Below are 25,639 nucleotides of genomic sequence, written 5' to 3' on the forward strand. Positions count from 1 at the left end.
TACTTAAAATTAACTTTAGGATATGCCTAAAGTATTTAGCAATTATTTATACAAAAATCTATATGGAAAATTATGTATGAAATAAATGCAAAAATATAACAGCATCTAAAATAGATTGTAACAAAGTAGCAATGTTAAGTCAATAATTCTACATTTTTTCTTTTAAATTCAAGATTTTAAAAAAAATAAAATTGATACTGTTTTTTATTTGTTACCTTTCTATTATATTTTTTCTCAACAATATAATTCCCCTTATAGTAAATTTTTTATTACATACTAAAAGGGGAATTATGAAAGGTTGGGCAAAAGTATTATTTATTTTTTCTTATACTTAATATTATTTCTCTTATTTTTTTAGCATTTTCAGCAATTTCTTCTTTTGTTCCTTTTGTCAAAAGTCCTCCAAAACCCACCACATCAACCCCATTTTTAAGCCATTCCTCTAAATTATCAAGATTAACTCCTCCAGAGGCAAGTATTGGCATATTAGGAATTGGTGTTTTTATAATTGATACTAAGGAAGGACCATAAAAATTTGAAATAGGGAATGCCTTAATAAAAGAAGCTCCAACCTCTAACGCCTCAATCATCTCAGTAATGGTAGTACATCCAGGAGCATAAGGAATGAGGTAACGATTGCATACTTTTGCAACATCTTTACTAAAGTTTGGAGCAATAATAAATTTTGCACCTGATAAAATTGCAAGTCTTGCTGTTTCTGAATCTAAAACCGTTCCAGCTCCTACTAATAACTTATCTCCAAATTTATCACTAAGAGCTTTAATCACATCTCCTGCATTAGGTAAAGTATAACTTATTTCAAGTACATCTATTCCTCCAGCCAAACACCCTTCTGCTATTTCTATTCCTCTTTCTATTGTTTCTGTCCTCACAATTGCCATAGCACCTGTTGATTCAATTCTGTTAATTATATCAGCTTTAAACATCTATAAATTCCTCCTGTTTATTAATGAACTAATATTGATTATCTATTGTTCATATTCTTGATATAATCCATAACTTCTTCAGGAGTTTTTGAATTATCTAAAACGTTATAAAAATTTTCATCCTCTAAAAGTACTGCTAATTCTGACATAGCTTCAAGATGTGTTTTTTGATCTTTAGCACTAAGGCAAAATATATATTTAACTGGATCATTATCTTTATTTCCAAATTCAATTGGATTTTCCAATGTTGCAATACCGATAGCAATCTCTTTTGCGCCAGCTTCAGGCCTTGCATGTGGAAGGGCAACATGCTTTGTTATTACAATATATGGGCCTGATTCCTTAGCTGTATTTATCATTTCATCAATATAATTTGCAGTTATTTTATCATTTTCAAGCAACGCTGAAGCTGATTTTCTTATAGCTTCCTCCCAATTTTTAGCTGATACCTTTAAGCGAATTAGATTTTCATTTATTAAATCACTTAACAAAATATCTCCATCGCTATTGACTGTATAATTCTCCATTTGTGAAAAATAAGACTGCAATTCATTTCTAAGCATTTTTTCAGAAGTTACAATTGAATATTTTTTTATAATTTCCATAACTTCTTCTATCTTAGGTAATTTAAAAAAGGTATTCCCAAGCTGCATATAAACTTCCCTTTTTACTTGGGCTTTCTCTTTTAAAGTCATAACAGGACTAACTTTTATAAGAGGTTGTTCTATTTCCATAAGTTCAGCACTATAATTTGAAGTAAACACAATATCAACCGGCTCACTAATGTTTTTAATCTAGATAATTCAATAGGATATAAAAAATTTAATTCTGGAAATAAATTTTTTAACTCAGTATACAAAATTGCAGAACTTCCAATACCTCCTGAGCAAACAATTAGTGCTGTCTTTTTAGGTGGAATTATGGATTCCTTCCCGTTAAACAAAATAGCCCCAAAATGTACTGTCAAATATGCAAGTTCATCCTCTGGTATATCCTGATCAAACAATTCACTAAATGGCTTCATTGTTTCACTAACTAATTTATATAATTCTTTGTATTCTTCTTTGACTTTCTCACATAGAGGATTATAAATTGGTAGTTTAAAAAGAAGTCTATAATAGGCAGGTCTAAAATGTGAATATAACTATTCAAATATAGCCTCTCTATTGATATAATGAAATCCACTTAAGGATTCAAATCTTGTCATTATTCTTGTTACTATTTTAGAAATAATAGACGAATCCTCTGTCTTATCTTTAATATTTCCTACTGATATGCCTATAATCCAAGCACTTATATAATCAACATCAAAGGTTTTTATATTTCTGCAGTTATCGAAGCTATATAATAAATCCTCGGTAAACTCATATTCTTTCAAAAGCTTTATTACAGAAATATTTGGTATATGAGCCATTTCAGATTCATTCTTCTTTTTTGAAATCATTCTCGCCTTTAAAAAAATAAAAATATATATAAATTCAACTAATCTATCTTCTACAAATTTAATATTATGCTTATTCGCAAGATTTAAGATTATTTCCTTTGTTTTTTCAAAGTTGTCCAATTTATATTCATTAATTAACAAATTAAAAATCTTACAATCATGGCTTATAGATAAAGTATTAATAACCATTTTTATCATCAGCCTTCTTATTTCCATTTCAGAACCAGTTAAGTAATATCCATAAGTACGATTATATTCTATACTAATATCAAATTTTGATAATAACTGGGTTAAATCCTTTAAATCCATCAGTACACATGATTTGCTAACCTTCATCGAATCAATAAAATGGTTAAGTGCTAAATAATCTAAATTAATAAATAAATTTAAATACATAAATATAAGTCTTTCATCTTTACTTAGGTAATAATTGTTTTCAGAATTATATAGATGGATTATCTCACGTATTGCATCCCTTGTTTCTGATTGGATAATAATATTCTTATTATATCCTATTGAAATAAGTGCTATATTTTTTGATTTTAATAAATCATTAATCTTATTAATTCTATATGTGATTTGCCTTATCGATAAACCTGTTATGTCCTTTAATTCTTTTGTTGTTATTAGGGTTCTTTCTAATAACAGCTGTAAAATCAAGGCAAGTTCCTTATCCATAATAATGAACCTCCATTTTTATTTAAAAAAAGTTAAACATTAATTGTACATTAAATTAATTCTAATTAATTGTCTTTTCATTTTCAATTAAAATTCAGTGCAAAGTTTGTAATATGGAATACAAATTATGAACTTAAAATTAAAACAAAATAAAAATTGCCTATAACTAATTTAATATATAGGCAATTTTTATTTTGGCTATATTCATATTAATTACACTTTTCAATCCAAAGTTTTGCTATACCATCATTAGGATTTAAACGTAAACAAAGCTCAAAAGCCTTTTTGGCTTCCTCTAAATTATCAAGATAGTAATAACAAACACCTATATTACATATTATATCAGGATTATCAGGTTTTATTTTTAAAGAGTTTTTAAAGAATTCAATAGCTTTGTCAAATCTATTTATACATGCATAATTCAAACCAATTTCGTTATATATCTCCGGCAACTCGCCATTCTTTAAAAGTTCAAATAATATTGAAAGAGCACTATCATAATCCCCAGACTGTCTTAGAGCCATAGCAAAGTAATATTTACAATTTAAATTTTGAGGAAATAGTTGTAAATATCTTTCTAAAATACTTATTACTTCACTACCTTCACCTTTTTTAATTTTGTCTACTGCTTTATCATATTCTTCTGTTAAATCTATCTTCTCTAAATAGTCTAATGCCTTTAACTTATACTTATCATCATTTAAAGCCTTTGAAAAATACATTTTAGACATTGTCATATCCTTGTCAAGATAATATTCTCCTAATAAAAAAAACGGTGGGGAATAATCAGGGTAATTTTTTGCTAACTCTTTTAACTCATATACTATCTCATCTTCTAAAAACTTATAACCTGTTTTATCATGCATACTCATCATAATATAAATCATATTCATAATATACTCTTTTTTAGGATAAATTTCACAAAGGGCTTTTGTAAGAATTAATGATTCTTTTGTATTATTAATCTTTTTATTTTCTATTTCCATTATTAAATAACTTTTTGCTTGAGGGACATTTCTCATACAGTTAATATAGTCATTGTTATATTTAAAAGCTGGATCACAAGCAATTACATAAGCCATTCCTTTAATAAAATAACTAATAGGTATGTTTTCTTTCCCTTTACTTGCAAATGATATCATATCTTTAGATATTATAGGATATACACCTTTTTTTAGAATAGCTTTATCTTTAACCTTTATATCCTTATCAATCTCTAAAAACAAAATATTATCTAGTTCCTTCTTTAAATAACTTAGAAAATCCATTAGTTTCACCTCCTAAACATTATAACATTTTACACTAGGAGGCGCCACATTAAAAAATCCCAAGCATTAAACTTAGCTTGGGTAACAGTTTTTAACAATATCCTCTATATTTTCACACAAACTATTTAATTTTTTTATTTTGTTCTCAACCTCCATATTCTTATCCTCTCTATTTAATATAACTTTATTTAAAGTGTTTTGAATATCCCTTTGCAGATTAGATGAGTCCTCTGTAAATGTTAACTTAAAGGAACGAAGACTTTCTTGAATTTTATATCTATAATTGTATAGCATATTGTTTTTATTTCGCTCAATAGCTCTTTTCATATTATCTAGTAACTTTTGATATATAATCCTATTTGAATACGATTTTGGCATAATATAAACAAAATCATTAATATTTATAAAAAATGAACCTGAAAAGCTATCAACTTCAACATAAAAATCCTCTTTATTAGAGAGAATATAATCATTTTTTTCATAGCTGTACTCTACATTGAAAATATCATATACTGTTTTTGATATATAAGATTTTATATCATTGATGTCATTATTAAGCATTTCTATTATATTCTCATACCCAATTTTTAATTTCTCTAATCCTTCTTCATTCATACTCTCAAGCTTTTCAACCAAGCTACTATCAATAATGTACTTCAACTTTTCTTCTAATTTTCTTGGTCTTAAAAAGTTATTCTTTTCATACTCATCTTTTAATATTTTTTCCATATCACTTACCATATTATCTACCTTTATCTTAAAGTATTCCTCAATATTTTGAATAAGGTTGTCTGTATTTTTTTCAGCATGATAAAAAATATCTTCAGTTATCCTATCTAATTCTTTTAGCTTATCATATAGCTCTTTTATTTTTTCCTCTAAACTATCAATAGGCATTTTTAATGCACTGATATAAAGCTGTATCTTTGATAAAACAGTTTTTAATATATCAGTTGTTTTTATCTTTATTGAATTTACAATAATTTCATCTTTAGAATGATTTACATCTCTTTTAATAATTGATATTAATTTTTCAACCCCTATTAACTTCTGAGCACTAATAGGGAAAAAATCAATATAATTAATGTTCATTATTTCACAAATAACATTTTCACAATATTTTAAATATGTTTCAAGTTCACTGCTATTTATTACATCTATCTTATTAATTACAAAATAAAACTTTGATGCATACTTTTTTGCCGCACTCAAAAATTCTCTTTCTATTTCATTTATTGGACTATCAACAGAGAGCATAAAAATTATGGCATCGCTGTTTTTTATAAAAGAATAAGCAGCATCAGTATTATGTTTATGAATCGATCCAACCCCAGGAGTATCTACAAGTATTATTCCTTCCTTTAATATACTGCTTGGATAGAATATTTTAACATATTCCACCTCTTTTTGATTGTTAGGATTTTCCTGTTCACTAATATAAATAGAAAGATTATCTAAAGGAACCTCTTTTTCTTCTCCATTTTTAAAAATAACTTTTGCACAAGAAGTAGGGCTATACTGAAGTCTTGTAACAACAGATGTTATAGGAATAATTGCAACAGGTAGTATATCATCTCCTAAAACCTTATTTATAAAGGTTGTCTTGCCACGTTTAAACTGACCCACAACAGATATTATAATCTCTTTATTCTTTAACTTTTCCCTTAACTTTAAAAGCTTTTCAAGTTGATCTTTACAAACATCAGATTCTTCTAATAATTTAATAGAATCATCTAATATATCATATATTGAAATACCCACAACAACCTTCCTTTCTATATATTAGTGAAAATATAATCCTTTTATAAATAAAAAAAGCTAATGAATTCTACTAAAGTAGAAGTCATCAGCTATAAAGCATTTAGGAATATTCTCCAAGGAGGAACTTCATCTCCCATGTAAAATTATAACAAAAATATTATAAAATATCAACAATCTAGTTATTCCCCTACTACCTTTTCAATAACCTTAATAACACCACTACTGTTATTGTAATGTATTGATTTTTCTCCAGTATATTACATCTTATAGAATTATATGAGTATCTTTTTTTTTAATAACTTTTGTTCATTGAAACAGAAGTTTTACACCTATTTCTTCATATTCCTCCTTATGGCAAATGCACTTGTTATAAGCTATTAATCCTTTCTACCAAGCCCATAAGGGACTTTCATAGCCAAGGTATCGCCTATAATGGCGGCATAATAATTAAAGACCGGAATCATCGGCCATCAAAATTAACTTATGAAAAAATCTTATCTAAATTTTGAACACATTTTTCTATCCTTTCCATAGCCTTTTTAATATTTTCTCTTTGGGTCCCAAGGTTTATTCTTATCCATCCTTCACCATCACAAACAAAATTATTTCCATCCTCAACTAAAACACCATATTCTGATGATAATAGTTTAGTAAATTCAGTGGATGTAATTCCAGTTTTACTAATATTTATCCATAAAAGATATGAAGACTCCATTTTCATATAGGAGAGTTTAGGAATTTTATTATCTATAAAATCTACAGTATATAAATAATTATCATAAATATATTTTGTAACTTCCTTAAGATAGTCTTTGCAATCATTATAGGCTGATATTATTCCTATTATTCCAAATACGTTTGGTGAAGTTATCGAATTTTTAAAAAGTCTTTCTCTGAACCTTTCTCTTATATTTTTATTTGGAATAATAGAATATGAAGTTTTAAGCCCTCCCAAATTAAAAGCCTTATTTGGGGAAGAAAGCAATATTATATTATCCATTAATTCCTCCTCCAAGGAAAGAATAGAATAAAATCTTCCAAAATGTATCTGCTCTCCATGTACTTCATCAACAACAAGAATAGTTTTATATTTTTTGCAAAGCATTGCAATTTTTCTTAATTCATCGATGCTCCATATCCTCCCTGAAGGATTGTGAGGTGAGCAAAGCAAATATAGCTTTGGTTTAAATTCTCTAAGCTGAGATTCTATTTCTTCAAAATCTATGTAATATCTGTTTTCAATAATATTTAATTTATTATAGATGCATCTTACTCCCTGTTTTACTACTGCACCATTAAAGGGTTCATATACTGGAGTATTAATTATTACAAAATCATTTTCATTGCAAAATGCCTGAACAATATAATGCAGAGTAGATACCGTTCCATAACTTAAAGTTATCCATTCTTTATAAATCTCAACTCCATGCATATCCTTCTTCCAGTTTATTACTGCATCATAAAATTCATCATAAACATAAGTATATCCAAATACTCCTCTGTCGATTGCTTTTTTAAAAGAATTCAGTATATTATCAGGGGCTTTAAAATCCATATCCGCAATCCATAATGGAATAAAGTCATCTGATACATATTTAAAATGTTCCTTGATTATTTTTTTGTCCCATTTTCTACATCTTTCATTTATTCTATCTGTTTTTATATCAAAATTGTACATAACATCACCCCTTTACAGAAATAAGTTCTCTATCGCTATTAGTTAAAACTTCAAAACCTTCCTCAGTTACAAGTATATCATCTTCTATTCTAACTCCTCCAAGCCCCTCTATGTAAATTCCAGGTTCAATGGTAATAATCATTCCTGCCTCCAAAAATATGTCATTCCCTTTTCCAATTACAGGATATTCATGAACCAAAATGCCTACTCCATGGCCAAGATTATGGCCAAAATTCTTTCCGTATCCTTCTTTTTCGATAATATTCCTTGCTATACCGTCAAGATACGAGGCAGTTATCCCTGCTTTAACGCTCTTTACAGCTTTCCACTGAGCTTTTTTTACAATCTCATAAATTTTTATCATTTCTTTATTATAAGCTTCTCCAAGCAAAAAGGTTCGAGTCATATCTGAACAATAGTTATTATAATTTACGCCAAAATCAATAGTTATAAATTCTCCTCTTTTTATAACTTTATCCGATGCTTTCCCATGGGGAAGAGCACCCCTTTCTCCTGAAGCTACAATTATATCAAAAGATTCTTTATCTCCGTTACATTCTTTAATATATCTTACAAGTTCTCTTTCAACCTGCTTTTCAGTCATTCCTTCTTTTACAAAAGACAGTATGTGTTTATACGCTTTATCGGCTATTTGAGCAGCTGTTCTTATTTTTTCAATTTCTTCCGAAGTTTTTATCACTCTTAGGCTATCTAAAGAAATGCTTAAAAATACTACTTTAACATGCTCAGCCAACTTCATATAATTATCATAAGTAAGATTATCTCCTTCAAATCCTATTATTTTTATACTTTCTTTTTTAGCAATCTCATTTAAGAGGTTAAAAATAGTTCTTTCCTTTGAAATTTCAATAACGCTAAACTCCTTTGCATTTTCTTTTACCTGAACATAATATCGTGAATCCACAAGAGCATATTGATTGTTTCTTGTTATAAGAAGATATCCTGAGTTGCTATATAGATTTGCCAAATAGAATTTATTATAGGGAGAATTTATTAAAAACGCATCTAAAAAATTTTCTTTCATTATTTCCCTTATTTTATTTAATCTTTCCATAATATTACCTTCCTTATTAATGTTAATGCAGGATTGATATTCAATCCTGCATTAACACTATATTATTCATCTCCATCAACAACAAGTTTTCCTTCATTTATAAGTTTATTTCTGTATAATACGTTTATAACTGCAATAAATACAGCACCTACTATTAAACCTAGTATATATATTCCAAGTTTAGATACCAATGGCCAAGCCCATATTGCAGATTCTGGGAACCACTGAACTGCTCCAAGAACAACAGCTACGAGGGCACCAAATACTGAACCTACTACATATAAAGGAATTACAAAGGCTGGTCTTTCAAGGGCAAAAGGTATAGAACCTTCAGAAATACCCATGAATGCAAGGAATATTGCTGTTTTTCCTGCTTCATAAAATTGTTTATCATAAACTCTTCTTCTTACAAGCTTTCTGTCTATTAAAGTTGATAAACCAAGTCCAAAGGATGGAGTAACTATCGCAATACATCTTGCTGTTATTGGAAGAATCTTTTCTGTAGTAAATCCAAGGGCCACAAATCCAGCTGCTTTATTAACTGGGCCTCCAAGGTCAAAAGCTGTTGCTGCTGCAAGAACTATTGAATAAACTATTTGTCCAGCCTTACCCGCAGCCTGAAGTCCTGATTTTATTAATGTATTTACCCATCCTCCAAATGGAGTTACAACAAACACCATTGCTACCATTGTAAATAATGCTGCAAGAAGAGGAATTAAAAATGTTGCTTTAAATGCAAGCCAGTTGTGTGGAAGCTGTATCTTTTTATTCAGCCACTTTACAAAATAACCAACCATAAAAGCTATAATTATTGCTCCAAGGAATCCTGATGCAACCGGAGCCTTTGGAGCCCACTTCCCTTCATTTAGTGTGAGAAGAGCTATTGGCTTATTAGCAACATAACCTCCTATAAATCCTGCCGCAAGTGCAGTTTTTCCTCCAATAGAATTTGCTGTAAAAGCTGCAAACATAGGTATAGCAAAACTAAATAATGTAAATCCAAAACTTTCCATTATATGTGAAAGCTTTAAGAAGGCAAGGCTTGCACCTGAAAAATTCCCTGAATTAACCGCATCTACAATAGAAGTAGATGGATCAATCTTTAAAAATACATAAGGTATCATCTGTGAAAATGCCCCTATAAGTCCTCCCATGATAAGTACTGGAATCATATATGAAATGCCTGTCATTACATGCTTATTAAATTCTTTCCAAGCCTTTGAACCTTTTGATGTCTGCTTCTCCATATAATTTCCCCCTTTTTTATTTAAATATTGTTAATTATTTAAAAATAAGTTATTATACTTTATGTGGTTATTTATTTTAGTACCTTCCAATAATTTTTTGTGGAGGGTACTTTTTTATTTCATGCTCTCTTCTATTTCCTGAATTATGCTCTTTGCATTTTTAATTGCCTGCTGAAGTGTAATTTCATGAACGTCACACCCTTCAAATCTGTCGGGATCAAGGGGAGTTACAGCTACTGCATGGATAATAATATCTGCCTCCTTTATGTCCTTTAAAGTCAATTCGTTTTGGATTCCATCTGCCCCTTGAGTTTCAATTTTAACTTCATAGCCAAGCTCCTTTGCTGCCTTTTCTAATGATTGTGCAGCCATGAAAGTATGAGCTAACCCCATAGGGCATGCACACAATGCTACTAATTTTTTACCCATCTTAACACCTCCAATTTATTAATTATTAAAAGCTGTTAAAGCTTCTTTAACCAAATTAAATATTTCCTCTTTTTTATCTGTTTCTATTATCTTTTTCTTAAAGCTCTCATCAATTAGACTTCTTGAAAGGCTGGCAAGAAGTTTAAGATGAACATTACCACTGTTATCATAAGGAGTTAATAGTGCTATTATTATTGAAACTGGTTGTCCATCTAATGCATTCCATTCTATAGGAATCTTTGGTTTAATTATTATTACTCCTGCTTCCTTTATACTTTTCCATTTAGTGTGGGGTATTGCTATACTATCCCCAAGTCCTGTAGAAAATTCGTTTTCTCTTTGTAATAGTCCTTTTAAGGTTTCCTCTTCATCATCAGTAAGCTGAGCCTCTTTTGCAACTTTTGAAACATACTTTAGAGCTTCAAGCTTATCTTTTATATCAGCATCCAATCTTATATTATCGATTTTGAATATTAAATCAGAATTTATCATAACTCTCTCCCTTCACTTAAAAGCTGAATGAATTCATCAAAATCCTTTGATTTAATCATGGATTTAACAAAGTCAACATTATCTATTAAACTGTATATATTTTTAAATATGTGAAGGTTCTTCCTATCTGCAAGATTAAAGCATATCATAAAAATTATTTGAACCTCATCCACATCCCATAGAATTGGTTTATCAAGAATTGCAACTCCAATTACCGATTTGTGAACCCCGTTTATTGCAGTATGCGGAATAGCAACTAAATTGCCAATATCAGTCGATGACATCTTTTCCCTCTCTAATATTGATTCAACCACATTAGAATCAATTAAACCTTCCTGCTTCATCATACTTCCCATAAAATTTATAACTTCTTCTTTGGATGTAGCTTTTAATCTATAAAAGGCTTTCCTGTTAAACATTTCAAACAAAAGTTTCTTTTTACTAATATCCAAAGTTATAATGTCTCCAATTTTTTTAATAGAAGAATCTGATAGAACATTATCAACGCTGATAATAGGTATGTTTGATTTGTAATCTTCAATCTCAACTGTTGAAACTATATAATCTACGTTTTGTTTTAATGCAACATCTAAATATCTTGCTGGATACACGCCTATAACTTCTACATATTTAATTTGGTTTTTTATTTTTTCAGATAGAAGCTGCGCAGTACCGATTCCATATTGACATACTATACATATCTTTTTTGTCATGTTTGTTTTAATTCTTTCCTGAGCAGCTCCGAAATGCATCGCTATAAATCCTATTTCATCTTCATCAAGCTCTATGCCATAATAATCGTATATCTTCTTTGCAGCAAACATTGCAAAGTTCATTTCGACTGGATAATTAGATTTTATCTGCTGAAGCAGAGGATTTTTAACCTGAACTCCTGCCCTTGCTCTGTTAATTGCTATTTTAATATGTATTGTCATCGCTTTTATAAGTTTTGTATCCTGGTCAAATTCATTGCCAGTTATTATTTTTATCTCCTCAAGGATTGCTTTTACAAAGTTGAATATTTCTTCATCTTGCAAGTCAGTATCCTGAAGATTTCTCATGCTATAATTATATATCATAAAACCTGAATAAAAAGAAACATAATAATATTCATTTTCACTAAACACAACATCCAAAGCCTTTTCAACTTGACTCATAATACTGTGAATGGCTGAGTAATTGTGATGCCTGTAATTATTAATAAGTGATAAGTTTTCAACAGTTTTATTTTTTCTTATCCTCGATAAAGATACAATAATCCTCGACAACAAATTATTAAAGTCTTTATCAGCAACAACTATATTGTTTTCCTTAAGATAAATGGATATTATTTTTTCTATAGTTTGAATGTCTTCTTTAGTTACATTAGAGAGATAAACCTTAAGATTATTATTATTGTCTGCTTTTATACAATAATCGAGTATAAGAGCTCTAATATTCAACTCCTCTCCATCAATATAAGTTCCATAATGAGGCTTTGAGGTAATTGTCAGATTATATTTTTTTATACACTCTTTTATTTTTGAAGTCATTTTATTAAAACTTGAAGTACTTAAATTAAGTTTTTCTGCCATCTCATCAACACTTAAAGTATCATTATTAATTAAAAGGTTTATTGCATTTTCTACTCTGCCTTCAATCGAATCATCGATATCAAATCCATCAATTACTCTTAATGCTTCTTTTAAAACGCCCTGTAAAACTTTAGGTGCACCGGTCAGCTTATAACCTATACCCTTTAAGGCTATAATTTCAACCCCCATTTTTTTAAGTTCATAGTTAATATCATTTATATATCTTTTTACTGTTCTTGTCGACATTCCTATCTTTTGTGCCATCTCTGCCGAAGTTAGACAGGCATCCTTATTGCTGAGGTATTTTATTATTAAATAATGCTTTTTTGTTAACACCTCACTCACCATCCTATTATATAGTATAATATTTATTTTCTGAAAATTGATTATAAACAATGTCATACTAAGTGACATCATCTACATATTGGCCATTTCATAAAGTGCATGTGCATAAATTGCAGCAGACTGAAAAAGTCTTTTAACTTCCATATATTCATTAGCAGAATGCACATTTCCCGAGCTATCATCTCCAAATTCTGCACCAAAGGCTACAGAGTTTTTCATTTCACTTGCATAAGTGCCTGCGCTTGTTACCCTTATCTTACTTTTTGAATCTTTAGTATGGTTTATATATATTTCATGAAGTTTATTAACTAATATAAAATCTGGCTCAATATAAAATGGATTTTTTATATTTTTTAGTTTAATCTGATATTCTCCCTTTAAATTTTTACAAATATATTTAGTAATTTTATTTTTAATAGAATTCAAATCAGCATTTTCTGGATATCTTATGCTAAATATCAAATTCATCTTGTCCGTATTTATATTAAACATAGTTGGAACAATAGTGAGTTCTCCACATTTACCTGAAGTATAAATACCAAATCCCACCCCTTTGTAATCATTATCAAATAAAATATTGCCTAAATCTAAAAACAATGGAGTATTGATATTTGTACTTAGAAATCTCACAAGTTTTGTTATTGGGTTAACAGTTTTTTCAGGCTTTGATGAGTGTCCTCCTACTCCTTGAACCTTTATTGAAGTATAATCATTATTTATATAAAAATCTCCATTTAAATTATTTTCATATAAATAACTAATAAATTTCTCTTTTAGATAAGAATAATTTGTATTAAGTTTAATTTCTATCGTTGAGGGTATTATATTATTAGCTGTTCCTGATTTTATTTCTATTCTCTCTTTAATAATTCCGCTAACTTCTAAAATCGCTGCTCCCTTCTCTCCATGAATAACAGGAAACTTAGCATCAGGAGTAAATCCAAATTTAGGCTGAGGTTCTTTAGAAAAGTAATGTCTAATACATCTAAATCCGTTTTCTTCATTTCCTCCAACAATAATCCTAATAGAATTTTTTACAGGAAGATTCAATTCTTTTATTATTTTAAGCCCCATATAGCATCCAAGTATCGGCCCTTTATCATCGACCACTCCTCTGCCATAAGCTTTCCCATCGATAACAGTAAGTTGAAAAGGATTTGTCCTCCAGTTATCATCTACTGGAACTACATCGGCATGTCCAAATGCACACACGTAATTATTGCCCTGTCCATATTCTGCATGAACAGCATAACCATAATCATTTTTAACTCTAAATCCATCCTTTAAAGCCAAGTTTTCAAACCATTTTAAACTTCTACAGATTTCTTTGCCAAAGGGCATATCTTTATTTATTGTGTCTTCATCATAAATAGAGGGAATCTCTATCCATTCACCAAGCAATTTAATATATTCATCCCCTCTTTTTAATACTTCTTCATAAAAATCAATCATATTTAATCTCCTTCCATATTTAAAAATAAAAAAGCATAAGATGACCAATATGATAGATTATCAATAGAACATAAAAAATCATATTGGGGGTCATTCTTATGCCTGAGTTAATAATATAGCAATATTTGAGAATAGTCAAATGTAAGAATAAATTTAAGCGATTGGAATTTTTTATTAATAAGTATATACTTTAAATTAGATTTATTAACAAATTGGAGGGAGGAAATATGTATAACAATTTTCTACATCCTCGTCAAAAAAAATAATTGAATATTTATTAAATAAAAAAACATGGGTTAAAGGACGTGAAATCGCTTTTGAATTAGGCGTAACTGATAGAACAATAAGAAAGGATATAATGTATATAAATTCTTTAGACAAAAGTAATGGAGATATTATTATTTCACATAATAAAAACGGATATATGATAAACAATTGCAAAAATATTAATAATCTAATAATGCAAGATGATGTTAATATACCAGATGTTCCTGATGAAAGATTAAAATATATTTTAAAAAAGCTTTTATTTTGTAAAAATAACATAGACATTTTTGATTTAGCAGATGAAATAAATGTTAGTGAATCTACTATTGAAAACGATATAAAAAAAATAAGAGAGATGATAAAAAAATATGGAAGTAACATTAAAGTTATTAAAAATTCATCTTATATTTATCTTCAAGGCTTAGAAAAAGATAAAAGAAAACTATTGAGCGATATTTTATTTAATGAAACTAATGGTGATTTTTTAAATATTGAAAAATACAAAAGATATTTTAAGGATATAGATTTGAATATTATAAAGTCTCATTTAAATAAATTATTAAAAAAATATGAGTACACTATTAATGAAATGACAATTATAAATCTAATAGTACATATTGCTATAACAGTTGATAGAATAAAAAAACATAATATTCTAGATATGTATTATACTTCAAATGATATACTTAATACTATAGAATATAAAATAGCTTGCGATTTATGTGATAAATTGGAAGAAAATTTTTTTATCGAAATTCCTCCTAGAGAAAAATTATATATTTCACATCTTATTTTTAGTAAAAAAATATTTAAAAACATTTACTCTAATAAATATGAGTTAGAAAAAAATATTGAACCTTATTTTATTATAATAACTGAATATTTAATAGATTCCTTATGTAGAGAATTTAGTATTGAGTTGCAAAATGATCATCTTCTTTTTTCAGGATTATGTTTTCATATTAAAGCTATGTATCAAAGAATAAAACATGATTCAACTTTGAAAAATCCAATATTAAATGATTTAAAAAGAAAATATCCATATATTTTTGATATTACAGTTTTTTTAGCTAATGAATTTTATAAATTGACTGACTTAAAAATGGATGAGAATGAAATGGGATACTTTGCTCTGCATATAGGAGCAGCCTTAGAAAGAATTAAAGAAAAACAAAATAAGAAAAGAAAGGTTGCTTTAGTATGTTCATCAGGGCATATAACATCAAATGTACTATATTCTAAAATTAAATCCATATATAGCAACCGAGTAGAAATAGAGGGACTGTTTTCTTTCTTAGAAATAGATTTAATAAAGGGAAAAAAGCCAGATTTAATATTATCAACTGTACCATTCGAACATAATTTGCAAATTGATACGATAGTAATATCTCCATTTTTAAATGATATGGATATAAAAAAGATTAATTCTATTCTTGATAAGGAAATAAATAATAAAAAAAATCTTTTTCAAGATGTTGCACAATTTTTTAAGGAAGATATATTTTTCAAAGATATTAGATTTAAAAATGAATTTGAAGCTATATATTTTATGGCAAATAAACTTTTTGAAAAAGGATATGTACCAAAAAGTTATATTAATAATGTAATTGAAAGAGAAAAATTGTCGTCAACTTCATTAGGCAATCTTACTGCAATACCACATCCAATTTTAATGGATGCTTTTGAAACAGTAATCTCAACAGCAATTCTAAACAAACCATTAGAATGGGGATGTCATAAGGTACAATTGATTTTAATGTTTGCAATTAAATCTGGAGATAGAACTAAACTTAATGATTTATTCGAGCATCTATTATATATAATAGATAATGTCGAAGGTGTCAATTATTTATTAGAATCAAAAAATTTTAATGATTTTAAATTAAGGCTCTTAAATTATGAATCAAATTATATGAAATAGAGTTCCTAATACTTAGGAACTTTATTTTTTTCCTAACTTTAAGGAAAATATTTGTTTGAATATTCTTTATTTAAAATTTTATTATAAAGGTAGATACTTAACATTGCAATTAGGAAGGTGACAATTATGGAGTCAATTGAAAAAGCAGCATTTCAAATTATTTCTTCAGCAGGAGATGCCCTATCAATGATGTTTGAAGCATTAAAATTATCAAGAAATGGAAATTTTGATGATGCAGAAGAATTAATAAAAAAATCGGATTCATTACTATTAGAAGCCCATAAAGCACAAACTACTCTAATCATTGAAGAGTCTCAAGGAAATAAATCTGAATATTCTATTCTTATGGTACATGCTCAAGATCATATTATGAATGCAATGCTGGCAAAACCACTAATTTCAGAATTGATTAATCTTTATAGAATGATATATCAAAAATAATTAAGAAAGGAGAAAAAGATAATGAATTGGGCAATTATTGCTACATGGCGTATGGCTTTGGAAGGTGTTTCTGCTGCTTCTGAGCTCCTTAAAAGTGGGGGTAGTGCTTCTGATGCTGTAGAAACTGCCGTTAAAATGGTGGAAGATTATCCTTTATATAAGTCTGTAGGATACGGTGGACTCCCTAACGAAAATTGTGAAGTAGAACTGGATGCAGCATTTATGGATGGAGATACATTTTCAATAGGTGCTGTTGGAGGAATTAAGGATTTTAAAAATCCTGTTTCTATTGCAAGAAAATTGAGTTTAGAAAGATTCAATATTTTTCTTGTTGGAAATGGTGCAGAAGAATATGCTCATAAAAATGGATTTGAACGAAAAAATATGCTTACAGATAGAGCAAAGCGAATTTATGAAAAGCGAATAGAAGAAATAAAAAATAAAAATTTAAGCCCTTATGATGGACATGATACTGTTGGAATTGTATGTTTAGACATAAATAAACACATGGCAGTAGCAACTTCTACAAGTGGTTTATTTATGAAAAAAAGGGGGAGAGTTGGAGATTCACCTATACCCGGCTCTGGATTTTATGTAGACAGTTTAATTGGAGGTGCTGCTGCAACTGGCTTAGGAGAAGATATTATGAAAGGTTGTTTATCATATGAAGCTGTTAGGTTAATGGAAAATGATATACATCCCCAGGATGTTGCTGAAAAAGTAATATATGAATTTAGTTCAAAACTTATAAAAAAGAGAGGAAAAGCTGGGGCAATGTCTATTGTTTGCTTAAATAATAAAGGTGAATGGGGGGTTGGTACAAATGTAGAGTTTTCATTTATCTTTGCAAATGAAAAAATTGAGCCCAAGGTATATTTAGCTTATCCTAAAGGTAGTTCTACAATTTACACCGAAGCTACAAAGGAATGGCTCGATAGTTATTTAAAAAGAATATCAGCACCATTAGATTAGTTTAATTTATCACTAAAAAATGAGAGGAGTGTTAAAATGAAAAAATTACAAGAATTTTTAGAGATTCGCTTTGCTCCTTTTGCTACTAAATTAGCAGGTGAAAGACATTTAGCTGCAATTAGAGATGGTTTTATTTCATTTATGCCATTTTTAATTATAGGTTCACTTTTTATAATTATACAAGATTTTCCTGCACCTGGATGGCAAGAATTACAAACAAAATTATTCGGACCTGAATTTAATCAATTCATAATTCTTCCAAAAAGAGTTACTTATGATATTATGTCTATTTATATAGTCGCATCTATATCATATAAGCTTGCACAATCATATAGAATAGATGCGTTTTCATCTGCAATGCTAAGTATTGGTTCATTTATTCTATTAACTCCTATTACAACAACAATAACAATTGAAAAAGTAGATTACGTAGTACCTAAAGTTATAACTGTCGGAGGTTGGTATGGTACAAACGGTATATTAGTTGCAATTATAACAGCATTAGTAGTAACTGAACTTTTCAATTATTTTATTAAAAAGGGGATAATTATTAAAATGCCAGAAGGAGTACCTCCTGCTGTATCAAGAGCATTTTCAGCTTTAGTTCCAGGATTTATAATTATTGTAATGATGCTTCTTGTAAGATTATTGTTCTTACAAACGCCTTATAAATTTATTCATGAATTCATTTATAAAATAGTATCAGTTCCTATGCAGGCATTTGTAGCAAATAATATTTTTGGTGCAATAGGAACAGTATTTGCAATAAGCCTTTTATGGTCAATAGGGTTAAACGGCGGCACAATTGTTAATGGTATAATGCGACCATTTTGGGTTCCACTTCAAGATGCGAATCTTGCAGCTATTGAAGCAGGCAAGTCAATCCCAAATATTATTACAGAACAGTTTTTTGATATGGTGTGGATAGGAGGAGCTGGAGCAACTTTAGCTGTTGTAATTCTATTAATGTTTAGAGCAAAATCAAAGCAATACAAAGAACTTGGCAAAATGTCTTTAGCACCTGGTTTGTTTAACATAAATGAGCCTATTATGTTTGGTCTTCCAGTTGTTTTAAACCCGATAGGTATTATACCTCTCATTTTAGGTCCTGTAGCTATAACAATAATAAATTATATCGCTATGGCATTAAATATTGTAGCTCGACCAACAGGTGTTATAATTCCATGGACAACTCCACCTATACTTCAAGGTTTTCTTATTACAAGTAGTATTTCAGGAGCAATTTTGCAGGTTGTTGATATGATTATTGTTGGATTGATTTGGTGGCCATTTATAGCAATAATGGACAAAAAAAGAGTAGAAGAAGAAAATATGATAGAGCATAAAAATAATAATAAAAGCTTAAAAATATAAATTGAAAGGAAAACATAAATGATTGAAGTAATAGCAATGACAATTGAAGATGCAAAAAAAATTGAAGCTTGTGGTGCAGATAGGATAGAATTGGTAAGTTCACTTTCAGAGGGAGGATTAACTCCAAGTTGGGCTTTGATTAGAAATATAATAAAAGCGATAAAAATTCCAGTAAACATTATGATAAGACCTCATTCAAAATCTTTTATATATACTGACGAAGAAATCGCTATTATGAAAGAAGATATTATTATTGCAAAAGAATTAGGAGCAAATGGGGTTGTATTTGGAACAATAGATGAAAATGGCTCAATATGCATTAAATCATTAGAAAATCTATTAAAAGTATGTGCTGGTATTGATATAACTTTTCATAGAGCTATAGATGAACTTAAAAATCCTATTGAAGGAATAAAAATACTTTCTAATTATCCACAAATAACTAACGTATTAACATCTGGAGGAAAAGGTAATATATTAGATAATATTTCTACAATAAATGAGATGATTAGATACAGAAAGCATATAAATATTATGATTGGTGGAGGTTTGAAATTTAGTAATATAAAACAGATAATGAAAAATACATCCGCTAATCAATACCATTTTGGAACTGCTATTCGCTATAATGGGACATGTTGGGGCGAAATTGATGATAAATCGCTTAAAATGCTAGTAAACATTATTAAAGAAAGGAGTTGAACTTATGAAAATAGTTTTAGTATGTTTTGCAGGAATGTCAACAAGCATGCTGGTTAATAGGATGAATAAAGCAGCTTTAGAAAAAAATATAAAAGCTGAAATAATTGCTGTACCTGCATGCGATATTTACAATAATATAGATGATGCAGATGTAATATTGCTAGGCCCCCAAGCACGTTATCTTTTAACTGAAATAAAAAATAACGTATCAGATAAAAATACTCCCATAGATATAATTGATCAACAAACCTATGGTATGATGAATGGAGAAGCAGTACTTGAAATAGCTCTTAAACTTCTTAATAAGTAAATTTTGAAAGAAGGTATATCTATGGAAACAAAAAATATAATAATATGTTCTTCAATGAATAACAAAATAAAAGAATTTTTAGAAAGCTATTCAGAGGAAAATTTAAAGTTTACATTTTTAAAGATAATTGATCCTTTAAAAATTGCTTTTAAAGTATATACAGATGAAAATGACAATGAAAAATTAGTTAGAAAGATAAAGGATTTAATAAAATCTACAACTTTTGGAAGTATATTATATTTTTCTGTCATAGTTGATGACACTGTAAATAATTAAATTATATGTAAATTGAACTAAAAACCTCCTTCTCATTAATTAATAATAAATGGTGAAGGAGGTTTTTTAGCTAAATTAATTTCGTAAAAGCAAATGATTTATCATAATTTTTTGTTCATAAGCAAATTGTAAAAATATTTCTTTTACTATTCCCCTACTACCTTTTCAATAACCTTAATAACACCACTACTGTTATTGTCAAGTGCTACAAATCTTGCCTTCGCCTTAACATCATGGGGGGCATTAGCCATAGCGTAGCTGTAATAAGCCCTTTTAAACATTGAAATGTCGTTATAATAATCTCCAAAAACTAATGTTTCTTCTTTTTTAATATCGAAAATGTTTTGAAGAATTTTTATTGCATTTCCTTTGTTAACCTCTTTGTTTGTAATATCAAGCCATACATTGCCTGATACTGCATATTCAAACCTATTATCTGTTGCAATTTTAATTTTATCAATTTCTTCTTTTGTAAAACCTGAAGTTTTAAATATTCCAATTTTAAATATATCCTCATTAATATCATAATAGTTTTCTATAAAAGCCATATCCGCATCCGAAATTGCAAATTTTTCAATAAGCTCTTTATTCTGTCTTAAAAGATAGTTACTATTCTTACAAGTTATATATATTTCAATATCCATATTTAAATCTATTAAAGCTTTTACACTTTCAAAGCATATTTCTCTATCAATTGAATTTTCATAAATAACTTTCCCGTTATTATTGTATTGAATTATAGCTCCATTAATTGCAACAATTATTAAATCAGAACCATAATCTTTAAAATTTCTGCAAAGAGTGCTGTAGAGCCTGCCACTGGTTGGAACGAATTTAATATCCTTTGATTTTAATACTTTTAATATATTTATAAGTTTTTTGTCTATTTCTCCTTTATCATTCAAAAGAGTCCCATCAAGGTCTGTTGCTATTAATTTAATCATTGTATCACTCCTTATGAATAATTACCACATCAAAAAGCAAATAATTATTATTCACTTTATTCTTATAGCAACCCAAAATCTCAACTCTTAGCAATTATTATATTCTAACTGTTCTTTATACTATCATATATATAAATAAAATGCAAAAAATAATTAACCGTCCCTCTAAAAAAGCATATTTAAATTATTTTACATCTATTATCTTATGAAGCTGAAGCCCTACTCTTAAAGCGTTGTCATTCATAGAAAAGTCAAAAGCTTCCTTTGCTCTTAAAATTAAATTGCTGCTTTCTGGTTGAAGCCATATCCTGTCTTTATACTTTTCTTTGATTGCCTTTGGAATGTGTTTATCAGGGTTAAACTGTCCATCAACCACATATTTTAATTCGTCAAAAATGCATCTTTCATTTATTGTCCAATTTTTTTCTGGTTTTGGCGAACATACTATCCAATCCAAAAGATGCCTTATATCATCTGTGGGGTTTGTCCCATTAGTTTCAAGCATCGTAACTTTGCTTCTTTTTTTAAGCTCTAAAAGAAGAGGCTTTAAATCATAAATAGTAGGCTCTCCTCCTGTAATTATAACTTTTTCATATTTTATCTTATCTATAATTTCCTCAGCTGTCATGATATATTTTAGTGAAAAATCAGTATCGCACCAGCTGCAGTGCAGATTGCATCCCGAAAGCCTTATAAATGATGCTGGGCACCCTAAGTATGAGCCTTCTCCTTGAACTGAATTGAATATCTCTGCAATCTTATACATAATTTTTCACCTCTGCATAGGATGTTGGAGTCTCATAAAGCCTTACCTTTACTATATTAATAGGGCTGTCCTTTAAATGCTCGTTTAACGTATTAATAATAAAAACAGCAATATTCTCTGCTGTCGGTCTATCTTTTAACTTTACAATCCTCATTCCATATTTTTCTATAATATCGGCAATTTCCCTTTCAGCATCGCAGCCACTTTCCCAGAATAAAAATGAATGGTCAAATATATCTATTATTAAATCCTTTACAATTCTTTTTAAATCACCAAAATCTAAAATCATTCCTTCAGAGCTTCCTTCATTTATAAGCTCATTTTTTGATGCTGTAACCTCTAATCTATAAGTATGTCCATGAAGATTAGAGCAAAGCCCCTCATGGTATGAAAGTATATGCGCACAGTCAAAGGTAAACTCCTTCGTAACAGTTAACTTCAAATCTATTACCTCCTTAGAAGCGGATCTATTGTATCATTTAACTCAAAGGCCTTTTCCCTGTCAATACAGGTTGCACAGCTTCTGCAGGGCTCATCCTGTCCTTTATAGCAGCTCCATGTATGGGAAAAATCAACTCCCAAATCTAATCCTTCCCTTACAATATCCTTCTTTGTAAAACTCCAAAAGGGAGCTTCTAATTTAATTTTTCCTCCAGTTCCCTCATATATAGCTGATGCCATACTCTGTATAAAATTATAGGAACAATCAGGATAAGCATTCCCAGCTGCATCATCTGAATGTGCCCCATAGTATATTCTCGATGCCCCAAGTTGAATCCCAACAGCTGCAGCATAGGATAAAAAAAGCCCATTTCTAAAGGGCACATAAGTTGATACAGTGCCATATCCTCCCATATCCTTTAGCTGTTCAGCGTAGGACTTTTCTGGTATTTCATTTTTACTTCCCTCTAAAAGAGGGCAGTCCTTTGAAAACTTAAAAACGCTTGAAAGATCAGCAGTAATATAGTTAACATTATATTTTTCAGCTTGAAGCTTTGCAAATTTAGCTTCCTTTGCATGTTTTTGACCATAGAAAATATTTAGTGCAGTTACGTTTTCTCCTTTTAACTCCTTAACAACCTTTGCAAGAAGTACCGTACTGTCAAGTCCTCCACTTACTAAAACCAATGCTTTATCCATGTTATCCCTCCTATTTTTTATACTTTAAAATTCCAAAGTAGCAGCACCCAATTGCACCATTAAACTTTGAATCATTAAGCACATTTATCTCATCATAATCGCTTTTAAGATATTCCAAAAGAGCCTTATTTTCAGCAACTCCTCCAGAAATCAGAAGGCTTTTTCCTTTAAACCTTGTTAAAAGAGGCTTTAACCTTTTATAAAGGGAATAGTTAACCCCTGCACAAAGGTTTTCAAAGGGAACACCCTCTGCAATTTTACCTATAAGTTCAGATTCAGAAAAAACTGCACAGGTTGAATTAAGCTCTACTGGGTTTTTATAATAAGAAAATATTTCATCTATTGAAGTTTCAAGTATCTTAGCCATATTTTCAATATACCTGCCACAGGAAGCTGCACATTTATCATTAAGCTCAATGTCAGTTAAGACACCTTTTTCAACCTTTATAATTTTAACATCCTGTCCACCAACGTCTAAAAGAATAAAATCCTTTAAACCTGTCTGATACATAGCTCCATAGGCATGGGCCTTAAGCTCATTTATTATGTTAAAATTTTCTATATCGACGTTATTCCTTCCATAACCTGTTGAAACCCCAAAATCAAAACTATCAATACCAAGCTTTTTAAAATCTACCTTAAGCCTTCCATTAAAACTGCAGTATTCCTTATAAAAGCTAACTGTGCTTATACAAATCCTTTCAACTATTTTATAATCCTCCATTACTAAAGTCTTTACAAATCTTGAGCCTAAATCAATACCAACAATCCTCAAATTAATCCCCCTTTAAATCCATAAGCATATCCAAAAATGCTTCTATCCTTATTTTTGTCCTCCCATCGAGGCAGTTTAATTTATCGCCCTCAATATTAAGAACAGGGATATTTAGCTTCCTTTTAATAACAATATCGTCTATTGCCCTGTAGCAGAAGGCCTGTGTATAATGTATTACTCCATCGATATTCCTTTCCTTTATAATCTTTTCAATTTCCTTAAGCCTGAATTCAAGGCTGTATGGATAGGTATAATCATAATACTGCTCATATATATCCTTTGCCCTGTCAAACCTTGGGAAAGCAAATTCCCTTTGCACTTCATTGTAAACTATCTGTGCATCATATTTTTCAATAAAGTCATATATATCAGGAGTCATAGGCGGAACTCCTATATAGGCAAGTTTTATTTTTTTTGTCTTTGGTTTTCTTAATTCTATTTCTTTAACCTTTTCCTTCAATATCTCTGTATAGCCTTCAATGTCGCCGTTAAAATCACTAAGAGATATCTGATAAATATGGTTTTCCAATCCCGTTGCCTTAAAATCGCAAGTCAATTCATCTATTCTCCTTGCAAGAACCCTTCCTTTGCTTAGAGTCTGCCTTGTATCTTCAATTTTTTCTTTTATATTAGAATCTACAAGCTCATCTTTAAAAAACAATTTTATAAAATCATCTATTGATTTTTTAACTTCTTCTATTGTATGCTTTGCGGGATAAGAAAAAGGATATATTTTAACCCCCTTTGATTTTAAAACCTCAATAAGAGATTTTGTATTAGAGCAATCCCCTTCTATAACTCCAACAACTTCATCTATTCCATTTTCAATACACGCACCATATATGCCCTTTATCCATGCACAAAGACTCTTTGGAAATCCATCCCTTTCTGCAATTTCAATATATCTTAAATAGTCCTTTGATGTTATAAAAATATTGTTTAAATCTACAACGCTGTATCCTGCTGCATATAAGACCTCAACTGGAACAGTTGTTGTTATCCCTATTTTTTTCATTTTAACCTCCAAAAAATAAAAAAGGGCATACCTGCCCCATAAATAAAAAAGGGCATAATACGCCCTGTGCTGAAATGCCCAGCACTGGCCCATAGTTTTATTTAAAGACAGGATGGTTTCGAACTGTCTTATTAAGTTTTTTAGTAAACTATTCCCACTTTACAAAGTGGTATCTTCGTGGTCAAGTTAACTCTTGTTACCAGATTATCTACGCTCAAAGGGCTGACCAATCTCTGTAAATCACTTGCATAGCTAATATTGGCTTGGTTTCCCTATATAGCTATTTTATATTTTATGTTTTTATCAGTCAAGCAGCAATCATCACCCACTTCGGTAAGTGAATGAT

At 29.3% G+C, this 25,639-nt stretch carries 26 protein-coding genes and 1 riboswitch; of the genes, 7 read left to right on the forward strand and 19 right to left on the reverse strand.

Features of this window, described 5'->3' with window-relative positions; all coding sequences use genetic code 11:
• Positions 1–311 precede the first annotated feature (311 nt).
• From FDN13_RS03565 to FDN13_RS03615, 13 genes are all read right to left on the reverse strand, one after another.
• Entirely contained in the window at positions 312–947 is a 636-nt protein-coding gene (locus FDN13_RS03565; protein ID WP_138978939.1) for a ketohydroxyglutarate aldolase, read from the reverse strand.
• A 38-nt stretch (positions 948–985) separates the two neighbouring features.
• A complete protein-coding gene (locus FDN13_RS14350; protein WP_243120258.1) occupies positions 986–1,711 on the reverse strand; it encodes a PTS sugar transporter subunit IIA in 726 nt (241 codons plus the stop codon).
• Entirely contained in the window at positions 1,672–2,040 is a 369-nt protein-coding gene (locus tag FDN13_RS14305; protein WP_207670937.1) for a PRD domain-containing protein, read from the reverse strand. The genes FDN13_RS14350 and FDN13_RS14305 overlap by 40 nt, the downstream gene beginning before the upstream one ends.
• A gap of 51 nt (positions 2,041–2,091) precedes the next feature.
• Positions 2,092–3,069: a BglG family transcription antiterminator gene (locus FDN13_RS14310; RefSeq protein ID WP_207670905.1), complete on the reverse strand. Its 978-nt coding sequence runs from the start codon at positions 3,067–3,069 to the stop codon at positions 2,092–2,094.
• Between the two features lie 209 nt (positions 3,070–3,278).
• Positions 3,279–4,337, reverse strand: coding sequence for a tetratricopeptide repeat protein (locus tag FDN13_RS03575; protein WP_138978940.1), 1,059 nt, complete (start codon positions 4,335–4,337; stop codon positions 3,279–3,281).
• Positions 4,338–4,409: 72 nt separating this feature from the next.
• Complete coding sequence (locus tag FDN13_RS03580; protein WP_168190064.1) at positions 4,410–6,098, reverse strand: dynamin family protein; 1,689 nt, start codon at positions 6,096–6,098, stop codon at positions 4,410–4,412.
• A 69-nt stretch (positions 6,099–6,167) separates the two neighbouring features.
• A riboswitch (Fluoride riboswitch) is annotated at positions 6,168–6,241 on the reverse strand.
• Positions 6,242–6,579: 338 nt separating this feature from the next.
• Entirely contained in the window at positions 6,580–7,776 is a 1,197-nt protein-coding gene (locus tag FDN13_RS03585; protein ID WP_138978942.1) for a MalY/PatB family protein, read from the reverse strand.
• Positions 7,777–7,780: 4 nt separating this feature from the next.
• Complete coding sequence (locus FDN13_RS03590) at positions 7,781–8,851, reverse strand: M24 family metallopeptidase (RefSeq protein WP_138978943.1); 1,071 nt, start codon at positions 8,849–8,851, stop codon at positions 7,781–7,783.
• Positions 8,852–8,913: 62 nt separating this feature from the next.
• Positions 8,914–10,098: a PTS fructose transporter subunit IIC gene (locus tag FDN13_RS03595; RefSeq protein ID WP_138978944.1), complete on the reverse strand. Its 1,185-nt coding sequence runs from the start codon at positions 10,096–10,098 to the stop codon at positions 8,914–8,916.
• Between the two features lie 114 nt (positions 10,099–10,212).
• Complete coding sequence (locus FDN13_RS03600; RefSeq protein ID WP_138978945.1) at positions 10,213–10,527, reverse strand: PTS fructose transporter subunit IIB; 315 nt, start codon at positions 10,525–10,527, stop codon at positions 10,213–10,215.
• Positions 10,528–10,545: 18 nt separating this feature from the next.
• Positions 10,546–11,019 (reverse strand): PTS sugar transporter subunit IIA, encoded by a 474-nt coding sequence (locus FDN13_RS03605; RefSeq protein ID WP_138978946.1) that lies wholly within the window; start codon positions 11,017–11,019, stop codon positions 10,546–10,548.
• On the reverse strand, positions 11,016–12,929 hold the full coding sequence (locus tag FDN13_RS03610; protein WP_168190065.1) for a BglG family transcription antiterminator: 1,914 nt from the start codon (positions 12,927–12,929) through the stop codon (positions 11,016–11,018). Before FDN13_RS03610 ends, FDN13_RS03605 begins: the two co-directional genes overlap by 4 nt.
• A gap of 81 nt (positions 12,930–13,010) precedes the next feature.
• A complete protein-coding gene (locus tag FDN13_RS03615) occupies positions 13,011–14,390 on the reverse strand; it encodes a Sapep family Mn(2+)-dependent dipeptidase (RefSeq protein WP_138978948.1) in 1,380 nt (459 codons plus the stop codon).
• Between the two features lie 265 nt (positions 14,391–14,655).
• Here FDN13_RS03615 and FDN13_RS03620 point away from each other — a divergent pair, with 265 nt between their 5' ends.
• From FDN13_RS03620 to FDN13_RS03650, 7 genes are all read left to right on the forward strand, one after another.
• Positions 14,656–16,578: a BglG family transcription antiterminator gene (locus FDN13_RS03620; RefSeq protein WP_256372274.1), complete on the forward strand. Its 1,923-nt coding sequence runs from the start codon at positions 14,656–14,658 to the stop codon at positions 16,576–16,578.
• Positions 16,579–16,704: 126 nt separating this feature from the next.
• Entirely contained in the window at positions 16,705–17,019 is a 315-nt protein-coding gene (locus FDN13_RS03625; protein WP_138978950.1) for a PTS lactose/cellobiose transporter subunit IIA, read from the forward strand.
• Positions 17,020–17,040: 21 nt separating this feature from the next.
• Positions 17,041–17,991, forward strand: a complete 951-nt coding sequence (locus FDN13_RS03630) for a N(4)-(beta-N-acetylglucosaminyl)-L-asparaginase (RefSeq protein ID WP_138978951.1) — start codon at positions 17,041–17,043, stop codon at positions 17,989–17,991.
• Positions 17,992–18,027: 36 nt separating this feature from the next.
• Positions 18,028–19,365: a PTS sugar transporter subunit IIC gene (locus FDN13_RS03635; protein WP_138978952.1), complete on the forward strand. Its 1,338-nt coding sequence runs from the start codon at positions 18,028–18,030 to the stop codon at positions 19,363–19,365.
• A gap of 18 nt (positions 19,366–19,383) precedes the next feature.
• Positions 19,384–20,067 (forward strand): copper homeostasis protein CutC, encoded by a 684-nt coding sequence (locus FDN13_RS03640; RefSeq protein ID WP_138978953.1) that lies wholly within the window; start codon positions 19,384–19,386, stop codon positions 20,065–20,067.
• Positions 20,068–20,071: 4 nt separating this feature from the next.
• On the forward strand, positions 20,072–20,377 hold the full coding sequence (locus tag FDN13_RS03645) for a PTS sugar transporter subunit IIB (protein ID WP_138978954.1): 306 nt from the start codon (positions 20,072–20,074) through the stop codon (positions 20,375–20,377).
• Between the two features lie 21 nt (positions 20,378–20,398).
• A complete protein-coding gene (locus FDN13_RS03650; protein WP_138978955.1) occupies positions 20,399–20,653 on the forward strand; it encodes a hypothetical protein in 255 nt (84 codons plus the stop codon).
• Positions 20,654–20,799: 146 nt separating this feature from the next.
• Here the strand turns inward: FDN13_RS03650 and FDN13_RS03655 are convergent, their stop codons facing one another.
• The 6 genes from FDN13_RS03655 to FDN13_RS03680 form a co-directional block, all read right to left on the reverse strand.
• Positions 20,800–21,597, reverse strand: coding sequence for an HAD family hydrolase (locus tag FDN13_RS03655; protein WP_138978956.1), 798 nt, complete (start codon positions 21,595–21,597; stop codon positions 20,800–20,802).
• A 184-nt stretch (positions 21,598–21,781) separates the two neighbouring features.
• The gene (locus FDN13_RS03660; protein WP_138978957.1) at positions 21,782–22,363 is read right to left on the reverse strand and encodes a 7-carboxy-7-deazaguanine synthase QueE; all 582 of its coding nucleotides are present in this window, start codon (positions 22,361–22,363) and stop codon (positions 21,782–21,784) included.
• The gene (locus FDN13_RS03665) at positions 22,356–22,805 is read right to left on the reverse strand and encodes a 6-pyruvoyl trahydropterin synthase family protein (RefSeq protein ID WP_168190066.1); all 450 of its coding nucleotides are present in this window, start codon (positions 22,803–22,805) and stop codon (positions 22,356–22,358) included. Before FDN13_RS03665 ends, FDN13_RS03660 begins: the two co-directional genes overlap by 8 nt.
• Positions 22,806–22,810: 5 nt before the next feature.
• Positions 22,811–23,503: a 7-cyano-7-deazaguanine synthase QueC gene (gene queC / locus FDN13_RS03670; protein WP_138978959.1), complete on the reverse strand. Its 693-nt coding sequence runs from the start codon at positions 23,501–23,503 to the stop codon at positions 22,811–22,813.
• A 10-nt stretch (positions 23,504–23,513) separates the two neighbouring features.
• Entirely contained in the window at positions 23,514–24,278 is a 765-nt protein-coding gene (locus FDN13_RS03675; protein WP_138978960.1) for an acyl-CoA dehydratase activase, read from the reverse strand.
• A 1-nt stretch (position 24,279) separates the two neighbouring features.
• On the reverse strand, positions 24,280–25,293 hold the full coding sequence (locus tag FDN13_RS03680; RefSeq protein ID WP_138978961.1) for a 2-hydroxyacyl-CoA dehydratase family protein: 1,014 nt from the start codon (positions 25,291–25,293) through the stop codon (positions 24,280–24,282).
• Positions 25,294–25,639 lie beyond the last annotated feature (346 nt).

This window comes from Caloramator sp. E03 (genome assembly GCF_006016075.1).
GTDB lineage: Bacteria > Bacillota > Clostridia > Clostridiales > Caloramatoraceae > Caloramator_B.

Coding starts and splice junctions, on each gene's coding strand:
- FDN13_RS03565 (WP_138978939.1), bottom strand. CDS start 947: ATGTTTAAAGCTGATATAATTAACAGAATTGAATCAACAGGTGCTATG.
- FDN13_RS14310 (WP_207670905.1), bottom strand. CDS start 3,069: ATGGATAAGGAACTTGCCTTGATTTTACAGCTGTTATTAGAAAGAACC.
- FDN13_RS03575 (WP_138978940.1), bottom strand. CDS start 4,337: ATGGATTTTCTAAGTTATTTAAAGAAGGAACTAGATAATATTTTGTTT.
- FDN13_RS03585 (WP_138978942.1), bottom strand. CDS start 7,776: ATGTACAATTTTGATATAAAAACAGATAGAATAAATGAAAGATGTAGA.
- FDN13_RS03590 (WP_138978943.1), bottom strand. CDS start 8,851: ATGGAAAGATTAAATAAAATAAGGGAAATAATGAAAGAAAATTTTTTA.
- FDN13_RS03595 (WP_138978944.1), bottom strand. CDS start 10,098: ATGGAGAAGCAGACATCAAAAGGTTCAAAGGCTTGGAAAGAATTTAAT.
- FDN13_RS03600 (WP_138978945.1), bottom strand. CDS start 10,527: ATGGGTAAAAAATTAGTAGCATTGTGTGCATGCCCTATGGGGTTAGCT.
- FDN13_RS03605 (WP_138978946.1), bottom strand. CDS start 11,019: ATGATAAATTCTGATTTAATATTCAAAATCGATAATATAAGATTGGAT.
- FDN13_RS03615 (WP_138978948.1), bottom strand. CDS start 14,390: ATGATTGATTTTTATGAAGAAGTATTAAAAAGAGGGGATGAATATATT.
- FDN13_RS03625 (WP_138978950.1), top strand. CDS start 16,705: ATGGAGTCAATTGAAAAAGCAGCATTTCAAATTATTTCTTCAGCAGGA.
- FDN13_RS03630 (WP_138978951.1), top strand. CDS start 17,041: ATGAATTGGGCAATTATTGCTACATGGCGTATGGCTTTGGAAGGTGTT.
- FDN13_RS03635 (WP_138978952.1), top strand. CDS start 18,028: ATGAAAAAATTACAAGAATTTTTAGAGATTCGCTTTGCTCCTTTTGCT.
- FDN13_RS03640 (WP_138978953.1), top strand. CDS start 19,384: ATGATTGAAGTAATAGCAATGACAATTGAAGATGCAAAAAAAATTGAA.
- FDN13_RS03645 (WP_138978954.1), top strand. CDS start 20,072: ATGAAAATAGTTTTAGTATGTTTTGCAGGAATGTCAACAAGCATGCTG.
- FDN13_RS03650 (WP_138978955.1), top strand. CDS start 20,399: ATGGAAACAAAAAATATAATAATATGTTCTTCAATGAATAACAAAATA.
- FDN13_RS03655 (WP_138978956.1), bottom strand. CDS start 21,597: ATGATTAAATTAATAGCAACAGACCTTGATGGGACTCTTTTGAATGAT.
- FDN13_RS03660 (WP_138978957.1), bottom strand. CDS start 22,363: ATGTATAAGATTGCAGAGATATTCAATTCAGTTCAAGGAGAAGGCTCA.
- queC (WP_138978959.1), bottom strand. CDS start 23,503: ATGGATAAAGCATTGGTTTTAGTAAGTGGAGGACTTGACAGTACGGTA.
- FDN13_RS03680 (WP_138978961.1), bottom strand. CDS start 25,293: ATGAAAAAAATAGGGATAACAACAACTGTTCCAGTTGAGGTCTTATAT.